This window comes from Pandoraea sp., assembly GCF_004297875.1.
Classification (GTDB): domain Bacteria; phylum Pseudomonadota; class Gammaproteobacteria; order Burkholderiales; family Burkholderiaceae; genus Pandoraea.
Map to the genome: position 1 here is coordinate 15,477 of NZ_SCSK01000028.1, position 15,889 is coordinate 31,365.

Here is a 15,889-nt window from a genome sequence, read left to right on the forward strand (position 1 = left end):
CAAGTCGCGGGGCACAGATGATGCTGGAAGCACAACGATTTGAGCGGGCGCTCGCCTGGTTGCGCGACGCCGATGGTTTGTTGATCACTGCAGGTGCCGGGATGGGCGTCGATTCCGGGCTACCGGACTTCAGGGGGCGTGCGGGCCTCTGGCGCGCCTACCCTGCGTTAAAGCAAGCCCGCATAGCCTTCCAGGCAATCGCGAATCCGAAGGCATTTCATCACTTGCCAGCGCTGGCCTGGGGCTTCTACGGCCATCGGCTCGAACTCTATCGCAAGACAACGCCTCATCGAGGCTACGCCATCCTGCAGCGCTGGGCCAGCGACATGACTCACGGCGCCTTCGTGTTTACCAGCAATGTCGACGGGCACTTCGCGAAAGCGGGTTTTCCTGACGATCGGATTGTGGAGTGTCATGGCACACTGCATATGCTGCAATGCGCTCGCGTCTGCACGATGGACATTTGGTCGGCGGATTCCCTGGTGCCGATCGTGGATGAGAAGGCGTGTCGCTTGCGGTCTCCGCTGCCGGCTTGTGCTAATTGCGGCGGTCTGGCTAGGCCGAACATTTTGATGTTCAACGATTGGGATTGGATTTCAGAGCGTGCGGATCGGCAGATCGCCAGGCTCGAAAGGTGGATGCGGGCAGTCAAGCGCGCCGTAGTGATTGAAATCGGTGCAGGGCGGGCCGTGACCACGGTGCGTAACTTCAGTGTGCATCAGGGACTGCCGGTGATTCGCATTAATCCGCAGGACTTCGCTATTGCGCCTCACGAGGGCGTTGGCATTCAGGGGCGGGCGCTGGAAGTGTTGGACAGGCTCGATGCGGTGCTGACGCCTCGTTATTCGTGAGATGTCCGCCACAAAGTCACAATACGCAGGCGACTCCGTACAGCTGGACGGGCGATCGTTGTGCCGTGAGCGCTGCGTTCTTCACACAGAGCCAGAGTGGCTGGGGGGACTAGAGTAAGGTTATTTGCTACTAGGCGGAAGGCGGTCAGTTCCGGCGGCTCGATGTGCCATCGAACTGATGAAACCTGGCGGATCCTGATCGGCGGCTTTACGGCGAGCAAGTTGGAGCGCAGCTTGGCAGGACACGGCCAAGAACCGCCGGTCGAGGTCGTCGTTCAGTTCGACTACCCGAGGCCCGGTCCGTCCTCGCTCAATGGCCGTTGTCGGGTAAGCTGATCGCCGCCGGCACCGCCGCAAGCCGGCCAGTTTCGGACATTCGTTCGCGACGAGCGACAGTCGCTCAAAGGGCTGTTGGACAAGCGAAAGCCGACGCTCATCGCAGGGAGCACACTGGATCTCTCTTCGTTTGAAAGGAGATTGTCATGAACACCGAAAACCCCGAAGCTGGTTGCCATGTTCCGTGGAACAAGGGAAAAATCACCGGGCAAAAGCCTGCGGTGAAACTTCGCGAAATCTGGGCGATTCGGACGAGACTGCAGTTGTCATCGAATGTCCGCGAACTCGCGATTTTCAATCTCGCGATTGACAGCAAACTCCGAGCATGCGATCTGACGCGGTTGCAAGTGCAGGACGTCTGTCATGGAAGTCGTGTTTGCTCTCGGACTACGGTCCTGCAGCAGAAGACCCAGCGACCGGTTCAGTTCGAGATAACGGAGCATACCCGTCAGAGTCTCGAAGCTTGGATCGGAGCGCGGGGACTGAAGCCTGGCGACTATCCTTTCCCAAGCAGGGTGCACACATCGCCCCATCTGTCGATGCGACAATATGCACGAATGGTTCATCACTGGGTCGCTTCTATTGGACTCGATGATACCGTGTACGGAACCCACACGATGCGCCGCACCAAGGTGTCGCTGATCTACCGGCGAACGAAGAACCTCCGGGCGGTGCAACTCCTGCTCGGACATACGAAGCTGGAAAGTACCGTGCGCTACCTGGGCATTGAGGTCGACGATGCCCTCGAGATGGCCGAGCAGACCGAGGTATGACAGTAAATTGGCCGGCGAGCGATCGTTCACCGGCCAAGTTTCTGCTACTCATCTATACACTCTGGCCGACTTTCGAAAGGTGGCTTTGTACCAAGCAATAAACCTTCCTTCCGCAATGCGACTCCCCGCTCCGGTGGCTATACAAGTTTCGAACGCATGGTCAGCTTCTGGTGCTCACGTGTATCCTGGTTCTCAGGGTTAAGTCTCAACGGCATTTAACATGACCGTTGCATTCGAGCATCGATATACCCAAGGTGTCGCACCGGGATGCTGCCTGACGCAGCGCCGGCATACGATCTCGTTGGACTATCAGTTAGACAAATTGCCCACTCGCAAACGGACCGTCGCAGGGCCTCACCGCGCTGGCAGTGTGTCGGTTCGTGCATGGCGGTACCAACGCGGGCGGGCCGGCCGCTCACTTGGCATAAGCCAAAGCTCTGGCTATCTGGCATGTGTATGCCGGTGCGCTGTGAATGCACTCGCTTGCTAGTTGGTGGCGACCGACCCGGATTTTCGAACTTGCCAGCCGCCACCAAGTGCCTTGAAGACTGCGACCGCAGCACGCGCTGATCCTGTCTGGGCCTGCGCCCGTGCATCCGACGCTTCAAGTACCGTTTCGTCGGCATGGAGTACATCGATCAAACTTGCAGCGCCGTTCTGATAGGCAGTCGATGAGGAGTCTCGCGCTCGAGCAAGCGATGTCTCACCTTGGGCCAACGTGACGGTCTCTTCCTCGTTGTTGATCAATGCGGAGAAGCTGTTCTCGACATCCTCGGTCGCACGAAGGACCGCTTGCCGATATGCCGCCAAGGCTTCCGCATCCCGTCCCTTGGCCAGTTTGATCTGCGCGTTGATGCGACCGAAGTCGAACAGGCGCCAACGCAGGCCTAGCACGCCGGCCGCCTGGTTTGCTCCACTGGTAAATAGATTGCCGGTCGAGACCGCCGTGGCGCTGCCTAGCAGTCCGCTGAGTGAGAATGTCGGGTAATACTCGGAGATGGCTTCGCCGATTCTTGCATTGGCCGCGGCGAGATGCCGCTCGGCGACAATGAGGTCGGGCCGCCGCTGGAGCAGGTCCGCAGGAGAGCCAAGGGATGCAAACTTCGGTGTAGCAGGTATTGGTGCAACCTTCGCCAGCTCGGCCCGGTGGGTGCCCGGTGGAGAGCCAAGCATCACATCCAGCGCGTTCATTGCCGCGTCGAGCTTGATTTTGAGAACCGGCACCGTGGCCCGAACCCGGGCGAGTTCGCCTTCGGTTTGCCGGACCTGGTATTCAGCGGCGAGGCCGCGACCGTAAAGCAAGCGGACTTTTGCCAACAATTCTTGCTCGACTCTGACCTGCCGCCGCGCGATTACAAGACGGCTCTGCAGACCGCGAACACTGATGTAGATATCCGCGGTCTGGGCGGCAACTTCCAGGCGTGTGGCCTCGGCGCCCGCTTCCGATGCCTGATAGTCGGCTAGCGCCGCTTCGCGTGCGCGCCGCAGTCCCCCGAAGATATCTATTTCCCAACTGGCATCCAGGTCGGCTGCGTAGGCGGTGCCCCATCGATCATAGTTGGGCGTGGCGTTGAGCAGTCTCCCCAACGGGGTTTCGGTCGACTGATATGCCCGGGCGGCCGAGCTGCTGATGGTGCCGGAGGGAAGCAGCGAGGCATTTGACGCACCAAGAGCGGCACGCGCCTGCGTGACGCGGGCTGCGGCTTGTGCCAAATCCAGGTTCTGCTCAAGAGCCAGCGATACGAAATGCGTCAGGAGTGGATCGTTGAAACCCTCCCACCATTTCGAGAGATTGACCGTGGCGGCAGCATGTTGTTGTCCGACCGCCGCCTGCTCCATGTAGTGATGCGGAAGCGGAACCTCAGGTCGATGGTAATCGGGACCGACCGCACAACCAGCCATGGCACTGGCACACAGTAAAAGGGCGAGAGTGCGGCGAGGGGGCATGGAGATTTTCCGGGCGGGGATCAAAGTGTGACTATAATACATTTTGGTCACTTGTTGTCAAGGCTTCTCCGTCGCGGTAAGCTCATCATATGAACAAGACCACTTCATCGGCCCCTCAATTGCGGGGACCCTCGGACCATGATGTCCGCACACAGATCGTCGAAGCCGCCACGGAACACTTCAGCCATTTCGGTTACGAGAAGACGACTGTTTCCGATCTGGCCAAAGCTATCGGCTTTTCCAAGGCCTATATCTATAAGTTCTTCGACTCCAAGCAGGCAATTGGGGAGGTGATCTGTTCCAATTGTCTGAGTGAGGTCATGAAAGCGGTGGACGAGGCCGTATCCGCGGCGCCTACCGCGTCTGAGCGGCTGCGTCAAACGTTTAGAGCTTTGGTGGAGGCGGGCAGTAACTTATTTTTTCAAGAGCGCAAGCTCTTCGATATTGCCGCGGCGGCAGCCAGTGGGCCATGGTCCTCTGCGCGTGCTCATGAAGATCATGTCAGACAACTTATTGCGCGAATCATTCTCGAAGGCCGCCATTCAGGCGAATTCGAGCGCAAAACCCCTCTAGATGAGATCACCAATGCCATCTATTTGGTCATGCGCCCTTACGTCAATCCGTTGCTGCTCCAATACAATCTCGATCTCGCCACCGACGCCACGGCTCAACTTTCCGGACTGATCCTACGCAGTTTGGCGCCGTGATCTAGATAAATTGTTGAATGTGACTATTGACTAAAATGGTCACATGAATAAGAATGAAGGTCCTGCCTTGGGAGGAAGGACCTCATGCGTCGCCGCCGAATTGCGTCATCCGTCATATGCCTCTTGCCACTTGCCTTGACGGCTTGCGGCAACAAACACATTTCCGATCCGCGCACCGAGACTTCGGTTGTGGGGGCGGCGCTCGTCACGGCGGCCCCGACTGTCTCTCTGTCGTTCACCGGCGTCGTAGGTGCTCGGGTTGTCAGCGACCAGGGCTTTCGTGTTTCGGGCAAGTTGCTGCAACGTCTTGTCGACACAGGGCAGACGGTCAAACGTGGCCAAGTGCTTATGCGCATCGATCCGATCGATCTGCGGTTGGATGCGCACGCACTGAGCGAATCGGTCGCCGCGGCCCGCGCGCGGGCGAAGCAGACCGCTCACGACGAAGCCCGCTATCGCGGCCTAGTGGCCGCCGGCGCGGTGTCTGCGTCGGCCTATGATCAAATCAAGGCAGCGGCCGATTCTGCCCAGGCACAACTCGCCGCTGTCGAAGCTCAGGCCGATGTGGCGAAAAACGCGGCCAATTACGCGGTGCTACGAGCTGATGCCGACGGCGTCGTGGTGGACACGCGAGCCGAACCCGGTCAAGTGGTCAGCGCGGGACAAGTCGTGGTGCGCCTAGCACACGCGGGGCCTCGCGAAGCGATTGTCGACTTGCCTGAAACGCTGCGTCCGATCATCGGATCCACGGCCGACGCAACGCTATACGGCCGAGATCGGCTAACCGTACCTGCGAGGCTGCGACAACTCTCCGATGCTGCAGACCCCCTGACGCGCACCTATGAAGCGCGGTACGTTCTCACGGGCGCGTTGGCCAAGGCGCCGCTTGGCGCAACCGTCACCATCCGGATACCGGAACACCAAAATGCCGTGCAAGCCGACATGCAGGTACCGATAGGCGCCGTCTTCGATCCGGGCCACGGCCCGGGCGTCTGGACAATAACGGGCCATCCTGCGCACGTCGCTTGGCGTCCTGTCAAAGTACTCGGCCTAACCGACGGTACCGCGCGTATTGAAAGCACTGCGGGAGGCCTGAAGATAGGTGATCAGGTCGTGGCACTCGGTGCCCAGCTGCTGCACAACGGCGAAGAGATTCGGCCCATACCTCTCACGACGAATACGTCCGCGATCGTGGAACGCGGAGGGCTGCTGCAATGAGCGGCTTCAACCTCTCGGCGCTCGCGGTCCGCGAACGTTCCATCACGCTGTTCCTGATCATCCTGATCTCGGTGGCGGGCGTCATCGCCTTCCTCAAACTGGGTCGTGCCGAAGACCCACCGTTCACGGTCAAGCAGATGACGATCATCACCGCATGGCCGGGGGCGACGGCGCAGGAGATGCAGAACCAAGTCGCTGATCCAATTGAGAAGCGCATGCAGGAGCTGCGCTGGTACGACCACACGGAGACGTATACGCGCCCCGGCCTGGCCTTCACCCTGTTGGAGTTGCGCGACGATACGCCGCCATCGGACGTGCCGGAGCAGTTCTACCAGGCGCGCAAGAAGATCCACGACGAATCCGCGTACCTGCCGGCTGGCGTCATCGGCCCGATGGTGAACGACGAGTATTCGGATGTGACCTTTGCGCTGTTCGCCTTGCAAGCCCCGGGTGAGCCACAGCGGTTACTGGTCCGTGAGGCGGAGGTTCTGCGTCAAGACCTGTTGCGCGTCTCGGGCGTCAAGAAGGTCAACATCATCGGCGAGCGCCCCGAACGCATTTTCGTGTCCTTCTCCCATGACCGCCTGGCGACACTGGGCGTCACGCCGCAGGATATTTTCGCCGCGCTCAACCACCAGAACCTCCTTTCCCCAGCGGGATCGATCGACACCAAGGGGCCGCAAGTCTTCATTCGTCTGGATGGCGCCGTCGACAAGTTGCAGCAGATCCGCGACACACCGATCGTTGCCCATGGACGCACGTTCAAACTGTCGGACGTCGCGCAGGTGAAGCGTGGTTACGAAGATCCTCCGACTTTTCTGGTCCGCAACGATGGCAAGCCAGCGCTGCTGCTGGGCATCGTCATGCGTGACGGCTGGAACGGCCTGAAGCTGGGTAAGGCGTTGGACAAGGAAGCCGCCAAGATCAACGCCGGATTGCCCCTGGGTGTGAGCCTGACCAAGGTGACCGACCAGTCCGTCAATATCAAGTCGGCAACTAACGAATTCATGCTCAAGTTCTTCGTCGCCCTGCTCGTGGTGATGGTCGTGTGTTTCCTGAGCATGGGCTGGCGTGTCGGCGTCGTGGTCGCCGCTGCCGTCCCGCTGACGCTAGCCGGTGTGTTCGTCGTCATGGCGGCCACGGGGAAGAACTTCGACCGCATCACCCTCGGGTCGCTGATCCTCGCCCTGGGCCTGCTCGTCGACGACGCCATCATCGCCATCGAGATGATGGTCGTGAAAATGGAGGAAGGCTTCACCCGGGTGCATGCGTGCGCCTACGCGTGGAGCCACACGGCCGCACCGATGCTGGCCGGCACCCTGGTCACGACCGTGGGCTTCCTGCCCAACGGCTTTGCCCGGTCTACCGCGGGCGAATACACGCACAACATGTTCTGGATCGTGGGCATTGCCCTGATCACCTCCTGGATCGTCGCTGTGGCCTTCACGCCGTACCTCGGCGTGAAGTTGCTCCCGGAAATGCCGAGGATCGAGGGCGGCGAGAAGACCATCTACGACACGCCGAACTACAACCGCTTCCGTCGCGTGTTAGGTCGGGTCATCCGGCGCAAGTGGCTGGTCGCGGGCATCGTGGTCGGAGCGCTGCTGCTCGCCGGCCTTGGCATGAGCGTGGTGAAGAAGCAGTTCTTCCCGACGTCCGACCGACCGGAGGTCCTGGTCGAGGTACAGATGCCCTACGGGTCCTCCATCGAGCAGACAAGCGTTGCGACGTCCAAGGTCGAAGCCTGGCTGGCCAAGCAGAAGGAAGCGAAGATCGTCACGTCGTACATCGGACAGGGTGCGCCGCGGTTCTATCTCGCCATGCCGCCCGAACTGCCCGACCCGTCCTTCGCAAAGATCGTGATCCGGACGGACAACGCGGAAGAACGCGATGCCCTCAAAGTCCGGCTGCGCCAGGCCATCGCCCACGGCCTCGTACCGGAAGCGCAGGTGCGTGTGACCCAACTGGTGTTCGGTCCGCCTTCGCCGTATCCTGTGGCATTCCGCGTGATGGGGCCGGACCTGGACAAGATTCGCGCGATCGCCGCGCAGGTCAAGGCGGTCATGCGCGCTAGTCCGATGATGCGTACCGTCAATACCGACTGGGGATCGCGCGTTCCCACTCTGCATATCAGCTTGAATCAGGATCGGCTGCAGGCCGTGGGGTTGAGCTCGAGTGCGGTCGCCCAGCAACTCCAGTTCCTGTTGACCGGCGTCCCCGTCACCGCGGTCCGCGAGGACATTCGTTCGGTGCAAGTGGTAGCGCGCGCGGCGGGCGGTATCCGCCTGGATCCGGCGAAGATCAACGGTTTCACGCTGGTGGGATCAGCTGGGCAGCGCGTTTCGCTCTCGCAGGTCGGAACCGTGAGTGTACGGATGGAAGATCCCATTCTTCGTCGCCGTGACCGCACGCCGACCATCACCGTGCGTGGCGACATCGCGACCGGGTTGCAACCGCCAGATGTGTCCACGGCCATTCTGAAACAACTGAAGCCGATCATCGCCAAGCTGCCCGATGGCTATCGCATCGAAGAGGGAGGCGCCATCGAGCAGTCCCACAAGGCGACTGCCGCCATCGTACCGCTCCTTCCGATCATGATCGCGGCCACGCTCCTGATCATAATCCTGCAGGTGCGCTCGATGGCCACCATGATGATGGTATTCGCTACCAGTCCGCTCGGCTTGATCGGGGTGGTGCCGACCCTGCTGCTGTTCAACCAACCGTTCGGCATCAATGCGCTGGTAGGTCTGATTGCGCTTTCGGGCATCGTGATGCGCAACACTCTGATCCTCGTCGGGCAAATCAAGCACAACACTGAAGAAGGACTGGCGCCCTTCGATGCCGTGGTCGAGGCGACGGTGCAGCGTGCGCGGCCGGTGATCCTGACCGCCTTGGCCGCGATCTTCGCTTTCATCCCGCTGACCCATTCGGTGTTCTGGGGAACCCTTGCTTACACGCTGATCGGCGGCACCTTCGCCGGGACGATTCTGACCCTGGTGTTTTTGCCGGCCATGTATTCCATCTGGTTCAAGATCCGACCTCCGCTACAGCCTAGTTGATCCCCAATCTCTCCCATACGGAAAGGAACTGTCATGACGAATTCCAAAGTTGTCGTCGTTACCGGCGTGTCATCGGGCATCGGACGTGCCGCAGCGGTGAAATTTGTCGAGAAAGGTTGCCAGGTATTTGGTACGGTGCGCAACACGGCAAAGACACCCGCGATACCTGGTGCCGTACTCATCGAGATGGACATCCGTGACGAAGCGTCCGTTCAAAACGGAATCCAGGCCATCATGGCTCAGGCCAAGCGCATCGACGTGCTTGTCAACAGCGCCGGCGTCACCCTGCTGGGGGCGACAGAAGAAACGTCGATTTCCGAAGCCCAGATGCTATTCGACACTAACCTCTTTGGCCTCTTGCGCACGACCAAGGCAGTGCTGCCGCACATGCGCAAGCAGCGCTCAGGCCGCATCGTCAATGTCAGCTCAGTGCTGGGCTTTCTGCCGGCGCCGTATATGGCACTCTATTCTGCATCCAAGCATGCCGTTGAAGGACTGTCCGAGACTCTGGATCACGAGGTGCGTCAATTCGGCATCCGAGTGGTGCTGGTCGAACCATCCTTTACCAAAACCAACATGGATCTCAACGCACCGCGGACGGCTTCCAGAATCCCTGACTACGAGAAAGAACTCGGCATCGTTTCCCAAGCAATTGGGAACGCTGTCCAAAAGGCACCTTTGCCTGATGAAGTCGCCGCAACGATTGTCGATGCCGCTTTGGGAGCCTGGAAGATGCGTCGTACGCCAAAAGGGGAAGCTTCTCTTCTTGCCAAGCTGCGCCGCTTCATGCCAGCTGGTCCCGTCGAGAAAGGCTTGAGGAAAACGTTTGGACTCATTTGAAATCAATCCCGTCTTCTCGTTATACCGGCAGAAGCCAAATGAGCTTGGTTCTGTGTGTGTTTTTGCGGTGCCCGACACCGCGCCGCATATAAGACTTCCGCTTCTCGGTATTGCGAATTTGCAGCGCGCTGATTTCAATGTGGTCTACATGCGGCAAATGGACGTAGCGCTGCTCATCGCTGTGCTGTGTCTCCCGGCAAATTCGCTGCCCCATCTGTTATCGGGGAAAAAAAGATCGAAGTTGAACGCAGAAGTGATAGGTTGAAAATCCTCGGAGCGCAAGACGTCTATGAAAAACGATCGGAAATTGTCTCTCTGGGCAAATGAGCAGGCAGATGCAAAGCGGCGCATACGTGAGGGCGGCGGGGCATCGGGCCTCGCTCGAAGGGAGCAAATTGTCGGCAAGAACGGGCGAGAGATTCTCGACGCCATGATGTCGGGTGAACTGCCGTATCCACCAATGAACGACACGATGAACATGACGTTGTTGGAGGTGGAATACGGCCGCGCCGTGTTCCAGGGTGTTCCATTGGTGCAACACTATAATCCGCTGGGTACGGTACACGGCGGCTGGTTTGCCACACTTCTAGACTCAGCGCTTGGCTGCGCAGTGCAAACCACACTTCCGGTAGGGCGCACCTACACCACGGCCGAACTCAGCATTAACATCGTGCGACCTGCATCGCAGCATACCGGCCCACTGCGCGCGGCCGCCAAGGTTGTCCACGTGGGGCGGTACATGGTTACTGCAGAGGCTCGCACAGAAGATGAAACGGGCAAACTATACGCGCACGCGACGACCACCTGCTTTGTTTTCGATGTGTCGGCCGCTTGACGTAGCCGTGGCGAAGCCGATCCCATGCTTGCGTCTAGGCGATTGGCAATCGAAAGAATAGTCCGGCCTATAGCACTGCCGTCTGCCGCGCCCGGGATTCGGCATTCGACTCAGCGAAATAGCCGCAAACCGATGGAAATCAGGCGAAGGTGATCAAGTCCTTGAAGATCAGATGGCCCCATTTCTTTCCGCGCGCGTGCACCAGCCATCCACCTTCCGAAAGCTCGCCAAGTTGGATTGGCGCGAAACCGAGCTTTTCCGCAAGTGCGCCGACCTGCGCCGCGGCACCGTCATTGTCGCTCGCCAGGAACACGACTCTCCTGCCACCGTGTACGGCCGGGTCTTGGCCAAGGACGGCAGCGACCAGATGATTGAAGCCTTTCACCACGCTGGCTCCGGTGAACTGGGTCGCGACGAAAGCAGAGGACGGGAGCCCGCCCAGTTCTTCAAGCGGAGCCTGCGTGTTCATCGCGTCGATGACGGTCTTCCCCTTCCAGTCGGGCAGTGCTTTTGCAACCTCTGGATGCGACTCGAAACGGACAGCCAAAAAGATGGTGTCCGCCTTGACAGCTTCCGCCAGCGTTTTGGGAATGATCGTCGGTCCGATCGCGGCCGCGTCGGCAGCAAAGCTCTCCGGGGCGCGTGTGGTTGCAACAGCCACTTCAACGCCGGTGCGGGCGAACGCCCTGGCAAGCGCGTGGCCGATCTCGCCGAAGCCAATGATTGAGTAACTCATATATTTCTCCTTCGTTTCCCGGCGCGCTCAGAGCTTGTAACCACCACTCGCTTCAATGGTTTGACCGGTCACCCAATGGCCTTCATCGGCGGCCAGGAACGCCACGACGGCGGCAATTTCCGAAGGCTCACCAAAGCGGCCCAGTGCGATTTGGGCCTCGACCGCCCTGACGAGTTCGGGATTCGCCCGAAAATCGGCGTTCGCATCCGTCCGCGTGAAGCCCGGCGCTACGGCGTTCGCGGTGATGCCACGCGGCCCAAGCTCGATTGCGAGCGTATGGGTCAGGGTGTTGATGGCCGCTTTCGCCATCGAGTAGACAGGGGCTGCCGTCACAGGCTTCGTGGCGGCAGCGGAAGAAATGTTGATGATGCGTCCGCCATCGGCCAGACGATCGAGAGCGGCCTGAACGATGAAGAAGGGGGCGCGAGCATAGACCGCCATAAGCGTGTCCCAACTCTGCGGCGTCGCGTCCTTGAAGCCAACCCAGCCGAAATTGCCAGCGTTATTGACCAGAATGTCGAGTGCTTTGCTTCCGTTCCGCTTGGTGAGCTCGCTGTCGAGTCTATCGAACAAAGCCGGGACTGCCGCCGGATCAACGAGATCCGCATGGATTGCGAACGCGGCGCCTCCCGCTTTCTGTATGGCGGCGATCGTCTCGTCCGCGCTGCGTTTGCTGGCGTTGTAGGTTAGCGCGACTGTCGCACCGTCCTGAGCAAGACGTTCGGCGATGGCGCGGCCAATGCCCCGTGATGCCCCGGTGACGAGAGCTGTTTTTCCCTTTAGCGACGGAGTCATTTGATTTTCTCCTCAAAGTTGCGCCAAGCCACCGTCAACGGCGACCTCGCTGGCGGTCATGAAGCTGCTGTCCGACGATGCGAGGAAAGCAGCTGCCGCTCCGATCTCCGACGGATCGGCCATGCGTTGGAGTGGCGTCATCGCCCCATAGGCCTTCTGGCCATCTTCGCCCAGCGCCTCCTTCGCCAGTTCGGTCGCCGTCGCCCCCGGCGATAGCACGTTGACCCGAATGCCGGTTCCTTTCAGGTCTTCCGCCCAAGTCCGGGCGAGGTTGCGCACCGCCGCCTTGCTGGCGCTGTAGGCGGTGAATCCTGGGGCTCCCGTGGTGCCCGCGCTCGAGCCGGTCAGGATGATCGAACCACCTGAGCTCATCAGCGGCAACGCCTTCTGGACCGTAAAGATCGTCCCTTTCACATTGGTGCCGAAGATGTCATCAACGTGCTGGCCGGTGATCTGACCGAGTGGGAGCGGGCTTCCCGTCCCGGCATTGGCGAAGACGATGTCCAGGGTTCCTCGCTCGGCCTTCACCGCTGCATAGAGTCGGTGGAGGTCGGCTAGATCGGAGACCGAACCCCTCACCGCGCGGGCATTGCGCCCGAGGACCGCCACAGCCGCGTCGAGCGCTTCCTGCCGGCGGCCGAAAATGAAGACGAAAGCGCCTTCCGCAATGAATCGTTTTGCCGCGGCAAGGCCGATGCCGGTAGCGCCACCGGTGATCACGGCGGTCTTTCCATTCAGTCTGTTCATGTCACGCATCCTTCGAAACAAAATCGGTAGACACCATTCTGAGACCCTTGATTTATGAAAGCAATTGACTGAATATCTATATATGTCATCTATTTTTTAGATATGCATGCTAGATAATGTCACCATCAATCAACTTCGCGCTTTCGTTGCCGTGTGCGACCAGGGAAGCTTTTCGGGGGCTGCACGGGAGCTCAGGCGTGCACAGTCGGCAATCAGCCACGCGATCAACGCGCTCGAGAGTGCCTTCGATGTGGTGCTGTTCGAGCGCAACACTCGCAAAGCGACGCTGACGGCCGCTGGCCGCAGCCTCCTGCCTGATGCTCGCGGTGTGATCTCGCGCACCGAGGAAATGAAGATGCGCGCGGTTGCCATTGCTGAAGCTGGGGTTCCACAGGTCTCGGTTGCCGTGGATACCTACTTTCCACGTGCGCACCTGATCGAATGCCTGCGCACCTTGCAGGCAGACTTTCCGACCGTTGCAATCAATCTGCGCATGACGACTATGCAAAACGGCGAGCGTTTGGTTCTCGATGGTGCATGCGCGTTGGCGGTGACGATCACGGACGTGCCGGAGCTGAGTCCGGGCACCATAGAAAGGCAGCATCTATGCGACACGCAAATGGTGACCGTCTGTGCGCCATCGCATCCGCTGGCCTCAATTGCGGGACTAATCCCGCGGGAGGAGTTTGGCCGGCACATCCAGCTCGTCGTAACCGACAATCAGCCCGATGCCGAAAAGACTCAACAGGGTGTCGCCAGTGAGCGCCAGTGGCTCGTGAACGATCTCGGCGCGAAGCACGATCTGCTCAGAGGAGGCCTGTGCTGGGGGCACATGCCGTTTCATCTGGTGGCGGAAGACCTCGCGACAGGAACGCTTGTCGAACTCCAACGGCGCGCGTGGCATATGCGCCCCCTCACGTTCATGATCTCCCAGCGCCGCGGATACTCGTTCTCAGAATGCGAGACACGACTGGTCGAACTCCTCGGTCATCGTCATGGCATCTCAAAAGGTGGGAAGATCAAGGCCAGCATATAGTGCGGTCGCTGATGGGTTACTCAGTGAGGTGTCGCGTGATGTGAGTACCGGCAAAGTTCGGCCGATAGCGTTGAAAAGCTCTTTCTCCGCGAAGCCGGACCAGTTCGCGAAAAAGCGGGCCTCTCAGATCGTTCTACAAGCCGCTCGTGAGCATCGGTCAAGGGTAAGAAGACCCCTGAAAACCTCGCTGAATTTTTGCTCGGCGAGTTTTTCAACACTATCGGCCAGGAGCTGACGTCTGCCGTGGATAGTCAAAACGCCTAAAAACTCTGATCGATTCAGCTCAGAGCGAACAGCGTTTGCTACTGCTGCGGGTTCTTCATCAAGCCGCGCTAGCGCACCTTTAGATCCCACCATGCGCGGCGATGAACATCGCGACGGCTGACCGGCAATAGGATTCGATTTCGTTGTCGTCCTCTGCTCTTGCCTCATCGAAGCGTGCGATAAGCAGCAGATCGGATCCTTTGAAAAGCGCAGCAAACAAGCGGGCGGACTGGCGAGGATCGGGCACGTTCAGAACCGCCTTCGCGTGCAACTGACGCAACAGGGCCTCGATTTGGGCGACGACATAGGCGGGCCCGGCTTCGTAATGGAGCTTGCTCAACGATTTTTGATTCGTCTTGCCGGCCAAGACCATGGCTTCGACACTGCGGACGTCTAGGCTCAACAGCGTGCGAAGCAGGGATGATCCCACCGCCATGAGCTGATCTTCGGCCGACCCGTCGACGCTTTCAAAAAGGGCCTGTGGTGCGAACTGATGGCAGTGGGTCGCCATGGCCGCACTGAACAGCGCCTCCTTGTTCTCGAAGTGCCGATAGATGCTTAGCTTGGATATCTTCGCCCGCTGGGCGACCTTGTCCATGGTCGTCGCTTGAAAACCCAATTCCACAAAGAGTTCGCAGGCGGCGTCGACTATCTTTTGGCGAAGCGCCTCGTTGGCGGGCCGGCCGCGCCGGCTTTGGATGTTCTTTTTGGTCACGACAATTTTAGTACTTGACAGTATTTAAATTCTTTATTTATGATACCGCGGAGTATCCTAAATTTGCAATCCAGCCCCAGCCCAACGCCTGTTATTCACAACACGGAGTCCATCACCATGAATGACGTAGTCATCATCGGCGGCAGCTTTGCCGGGCTCGCCGCCGCCCTGCAGCTCGGCCGTGCCCGCCGCAAGGTCATCGTTCTCGATACCGGCCGGCCGCGCAACCGCTTTGCCGGCCATTCGCATGGCTTGCTCGGCCACGATCACAAGCCCCCGCTAGACATCCTAGTCGAGGCGCGGCAGCAACTGGCGCGCTATCCATCGATCAGGCTGGTCAATGCTCGGGCCGAGAGCGTGTCTGGCGCCATCGACGATTTCTGCGTTGTCACTGACGACAACGAAAGCCTAAAGGCACGTCGTCTGATCCTGAGCTATGGCATCGTCGACCAAATGCCTGATGTTCTAGGCTTTGCCGAAAGTTGGGGCACTTCCATTGTGCCATGCCCATATTGCGACGGCTTTGAAGTCGCTGGCCAGCATTGGGGCCTCGTCTGGTCCGGCCCGCAGTCGCACCAGTCTGCCAGGCTGTTCCACGATTGGACAGACAAGTTGACCGTCTTCGCCGATGGTCACGACATTCCATCCGATATCCAGGCCGATCTGACGCACCGCCACATACCTGTCGTCGATGGCCGGATCGTCGAAATTGCTCATCATAAGGACCATATCACCACCGTCATTCTCGATACCCGCCGCAATGTCGCAGTTGACATCCTGTTCGCCCATCCCCGCAATAAGCCGTCCGCAAGCTTGCATCAGTCGCTGGGCCTCGTCACGATGGATACGCCTACCGGCATCGTCCTCAAAGTCGACGAGCGCCGTCAAACCACCATGCCCGGCATCTACGCCGCGGGCGACCTCACGACGCCCTTCTTGCCTTCGGTCACCCAGGCATCATCGCAGGGCGCGATGGCGGGTATCTTCGCCCAACAATCAATGCTGGTTTGAGAGGACAGATTCCATCTTT

15 protein-coding genes are annotated in these 15,889 nt (G+C 59.6%); 10 read left to right on the plus strand and 5 right to left on the minus strand.

All coding sequences use genetic code 11. The annotated features are described in order from the left end of the window. Positions 1–20: 20 nt before the first annotated feature. Both EPN80_RS08010 and EPN80_RS08015 read left to right on the plus strand, forming a co-directional pair. A complete protein-coding gene (locus tag EPN80_RS08010) occupies positions 21–851 on the plus strand; it encodes a Sir2 family NAD-dependent protein deacetylase (protein ID WP_293025640.1) in 831 nt (276 codons plus the stop codon). Positions 852–1,333: 482 nt separating this feature from the next. Beyond that, positions 1,334–1,960, plus strand: a complete 627-nt coding sequence (locus EPN80_RS08015; protein ID WP_293025590.1) for a tyrosine-type recombinase/integrase — start codon at positions 1,334–1,336, stop codon at positions 1,958–1,960. A gap of 486 nt (positions 1,961–2,446) precedes the next feature. Here the strand turns inward: EPN80_RS08015 and EPN80_RS08020 are convergent, their stop codons facing one another. Continuing rightward, the gene (locus tag EPN80_RS08020) at positions 2,447–3,907 is read right to left on the minus strand and encodes an efflux transporter outer membrane subunit (protein WP_293025592.1); all 1,461 of its coding nucleotides are present in this window, start codon (positions 3,905–3,907) and stop codon (positions 2,447–2,449) included. An 89-nt stretch (positions 3,908–3,996) separates the two neighbouring features. Here EPN80_RS08020 and EPN80_RS08025 point away from each other — a divergent pair, with 89 nt between their 5' ends. The 6 genes from EPN80_RS08025 (at position 3,997) to EPN80_RS08050 (ending at position 10,566) form a co-directional block, all read left to right on the plus strand. Beyond that, positions 3,997–4,614, plus strand: coding sequence for a TetR/AcrR family transcriptional regulator (locus EPN80_RS08025; protein ID WP_293025594.1), 618 nt, complete (start codon positions 3,997–3,999; stop codon positions 4,612–4,614). A gap of 84 nt (positions 4,615–4,698) precedes the next feature. Then, complete coding sequence (locus tag EPN80_RS08030) at positions 4,699–5,832, plus strand: efflux RND transporter periplasmic adaptor subunit (RefSeq protein ID WP_293025596.1); 1,134 nt, start codon at positions 4,699–4,701, stop codon at positions 5,830–5,832. Further along, the gene (locus EPN80_RS08035) at positions 5,829–8,891 is read left to right on the plus strand and encodes an efflux RND transporter permease subunit (RefSeq protein ID WP_293025598.1); all 3,063 of its coding nucleotides are present in this window, start codon (positions 5,829–5,831) and stop codon (positions 8,889–8,891) included. Before EPN80_RS08030 ends, EPN80_RS08035 begins: the two co-directional genes overlap by 4 nt. Positions 8,892–8,924: 33 nt before the next feature. Further along, a complete protein-coding gene (locus EPN80_RS08040; protein ID WP_293025600.1) occupies positions 8,925–9,731 on the plus strand; it encodes an oxidoreductase in 807 nt (268 codons plus the stop codon). Continuing rightward, positions 9,718–9,996 carry a hypothetical protein gene (locus EPN80_RS08045; protein ID WP_293025602.1) on the plus strand — a complete coding sequence of 93 codons (279 nt, stop codon included), beginning with the start codon at positions 9,718–9,720 and terminating at the stop codon, positions 9,994–9,996. Before EPN80_RS08040 ends, EPN80_RS08045 begins: the two co-directional genes overlap by 14 nt. Before the next feature lie 24 nt (positions 9,997–10,020). After that, positions 10,021–10,566 (plus strand): PaaI family thioesterase, encoded by a 546-nt coding sequence (locus EPN80_RS08050; protein WP_293025604.1) that lies wholly within the window; start codon positions 10,021–10,023, stop codon positions 10,564–10,566. A 139-nt stretch (positions 10,567–10,705) separates the two neighbouring features. Here the strand turns inward: EPN80_RS08050 and EPN80_RS08055 are convergent, their stop codons facing one another. The 3 genes from EPN80_RS08055 to EPN80_RS08065 are packed head-to-tail and all read right to left on the minus strand — an operon-like array spanning position 10,706 to position 12,844. Continuing rightward, positions 10,706–11,302: an NADPH-dependent F420 reductase gene (locus tag EPN80_RS08055; RefSeq protein WP_293025606.1), complete on the minus strand. Its 597-nt coding sequence runs from the start codon at positions 11,300–11,302 to the stop codon at positions 10,706–10,708. 27 nt (positions 11,303–11,329) lie between these two features. Next, on the minus strand, positions 11,330–12,097 hold the full coding sequence (locus EPN80_RS08060; protein ID WP_293025607.1) for an SDR family oxidoreductase: 768 nt from the start codon (positions 12,095–12,097) through the stop codon (positions 11,330–11,332). Positions 12,098–12,109: 12 nt separating this feature from the next. Continuing rightward, positions 12,110–12,844, minus strand: a complete 735-nt coding sequence (locus tag EPN80_RS08065; protein WP_293025609.1) for an SDR family oxidoreductase — start codon at positions 12,842–12,844, stop codon at positions 12,110–12,112. Positions 12,845–12,950: 106 nt separating this feature from the next. On the opposite strand from EPN80_RS08065, the gene EPN80_RS08070 reads away from it, so the two are divergent. Further along, a complete protein-coding gene (locus EPN80_RS08070) occupies positions 12,951–13,880 on the plus strand; it encodes a LysR family transcriptional regulator (protein ID WP_293025611.1) in 930 nt (309 codons plus the stop codon). 343 nt (positions 13,881–14,223) lie between these two features. Here the strand turns inward: EPN80_RS08070 and EPN80_RS08075 are convergent, their stop codons facing one another. Continuing rightward, positions 14,224–14,859 carry a TetR/AcrR family transcriptional regulator gene (locus EPN80_RS08075; protein ID WP_293025613.1) on the minus strand — a complete coding sequence of 212 codons (636 nt, stop codon included), beginning with the start codon at positions 14,857–14,859 and terminating at the stop codon, positions 14,224–14,226. A gap of 117 nt (positions 14,860–14,976) precedes the next feature. Between EPN80_RS08075 and EPN80_RS08080 the strand changes: the two genes are divergently transcribed. Next, the gene (locus EPN80_RS08080; protein ID WP_293025615.1) at positions 14,977–15,870 is read left to right on the plus strand and encodes an NAD(P)/FAD-dependent oxidoreductase; all 894 of its coding nucleotides are present in this window, start codon (positions 14,977–14,979) and stop codon (positions 15,868–15,870) included. The last annotated feature ends 19 nt before the right edge of the window (positions 15,871–15,889 follow it).

Excerpts from the sequence above, each read along its gene's own strand:
- EPN80_RS08010 (WP_293025640.1), top strand. The coding sequence starts at position 21 with ATGCTGGAAGCACAACGATTTGAGCGGGCGCTCGCCTGGTTGCGCGAC.
- EPN80_RS08015 (WP_293025590.1), top strand. The coding sequence starts at position 1,334 with ATGAACACCGAAAACCCCGAAGCTGGTTGCCATGTTCCGTGGAACAAG.
- EPN80_RS08020 (WP_293025592.1), bottom strand. The coding sequence starts at position 3,907 with ATGCCCCCTCGCCGCACTCTCGCCCTTTTACTGTGTGCCAGTGCCATG.
- EPN80_RS08025 (WP_293025594.1), top strand. The coding sequence starts at position 3,997 with ATGAACAAGACCACTTCATCGGCCCCTCAATTGCGGGGACCCTCGGAC.
- EPN80_RS08030 (WP_293025596.1), top strand. The coding sequence starts at position 4,699 with ATGCGTCGCCGCCGAATTGCGTCATCCGTCATATGCCTCTTGCCACTT.
- EPN80_RS08035 (WP_293025598.1), top strand. The coding sequence starts at position 5,829 with ATGAGCGGCTTCAACCTCTCGGCGCTCGCGGTCCGCGAACGTTCCATC.
- EPN80_RS08040 (WP_293025600.1), top strand. The coding sequence starts at position 8,925 with ATGACGAATTCCAAAGTTGTCGTCGTTACCGGCGTGTCATCGGGCATC.
- EPN80_RS08050 (WP_293025604.1), top strand. The coding sequence starts at position 10,021 with ATGAAAAACGATCGGAAATTGTCTCTCTGGGCAAATGAGCAGGCAGAT.
- EPN80_RS08055 (WP_293025606.1), bottom strand. The coding sequence starts at position 11,302 with ATGAGTTACTCAATCATTGGCTTCGGCGAGATCGGCCACGCGCTTGCC.
- EPN80_RS08060 (WP_293025607.1), bottom strand. The coding sequence starts at position 12,097 with ATGACTCCGTCGCTAAAGGGAAAAACAGCTCTCGTCACCGGGGCATCA.
- EPN80_RS08065 (WP_293025609.1), bottom strand. The coding sequence starts at position 12,844 with ATGAACAGACTGAATGGAAAGACCGCCGTGATCACCGGTGGCGCTACC.
- EPN80_RS08070 (WP_293025611.1), top strand. The coding sequence starts at position 12,951 with ATGCTAGATAATGTCACCATCAATCAACTTCGCGCTTTCGTTGCCGTG.
- EPN80_RS08080 (WP_293025615.1), top strand. The coding sequence starts at position 14,977 with ATGAATGACGTAGTCATCATCGGCGGCAGCTTTGCCGGGCTCGCCGCC.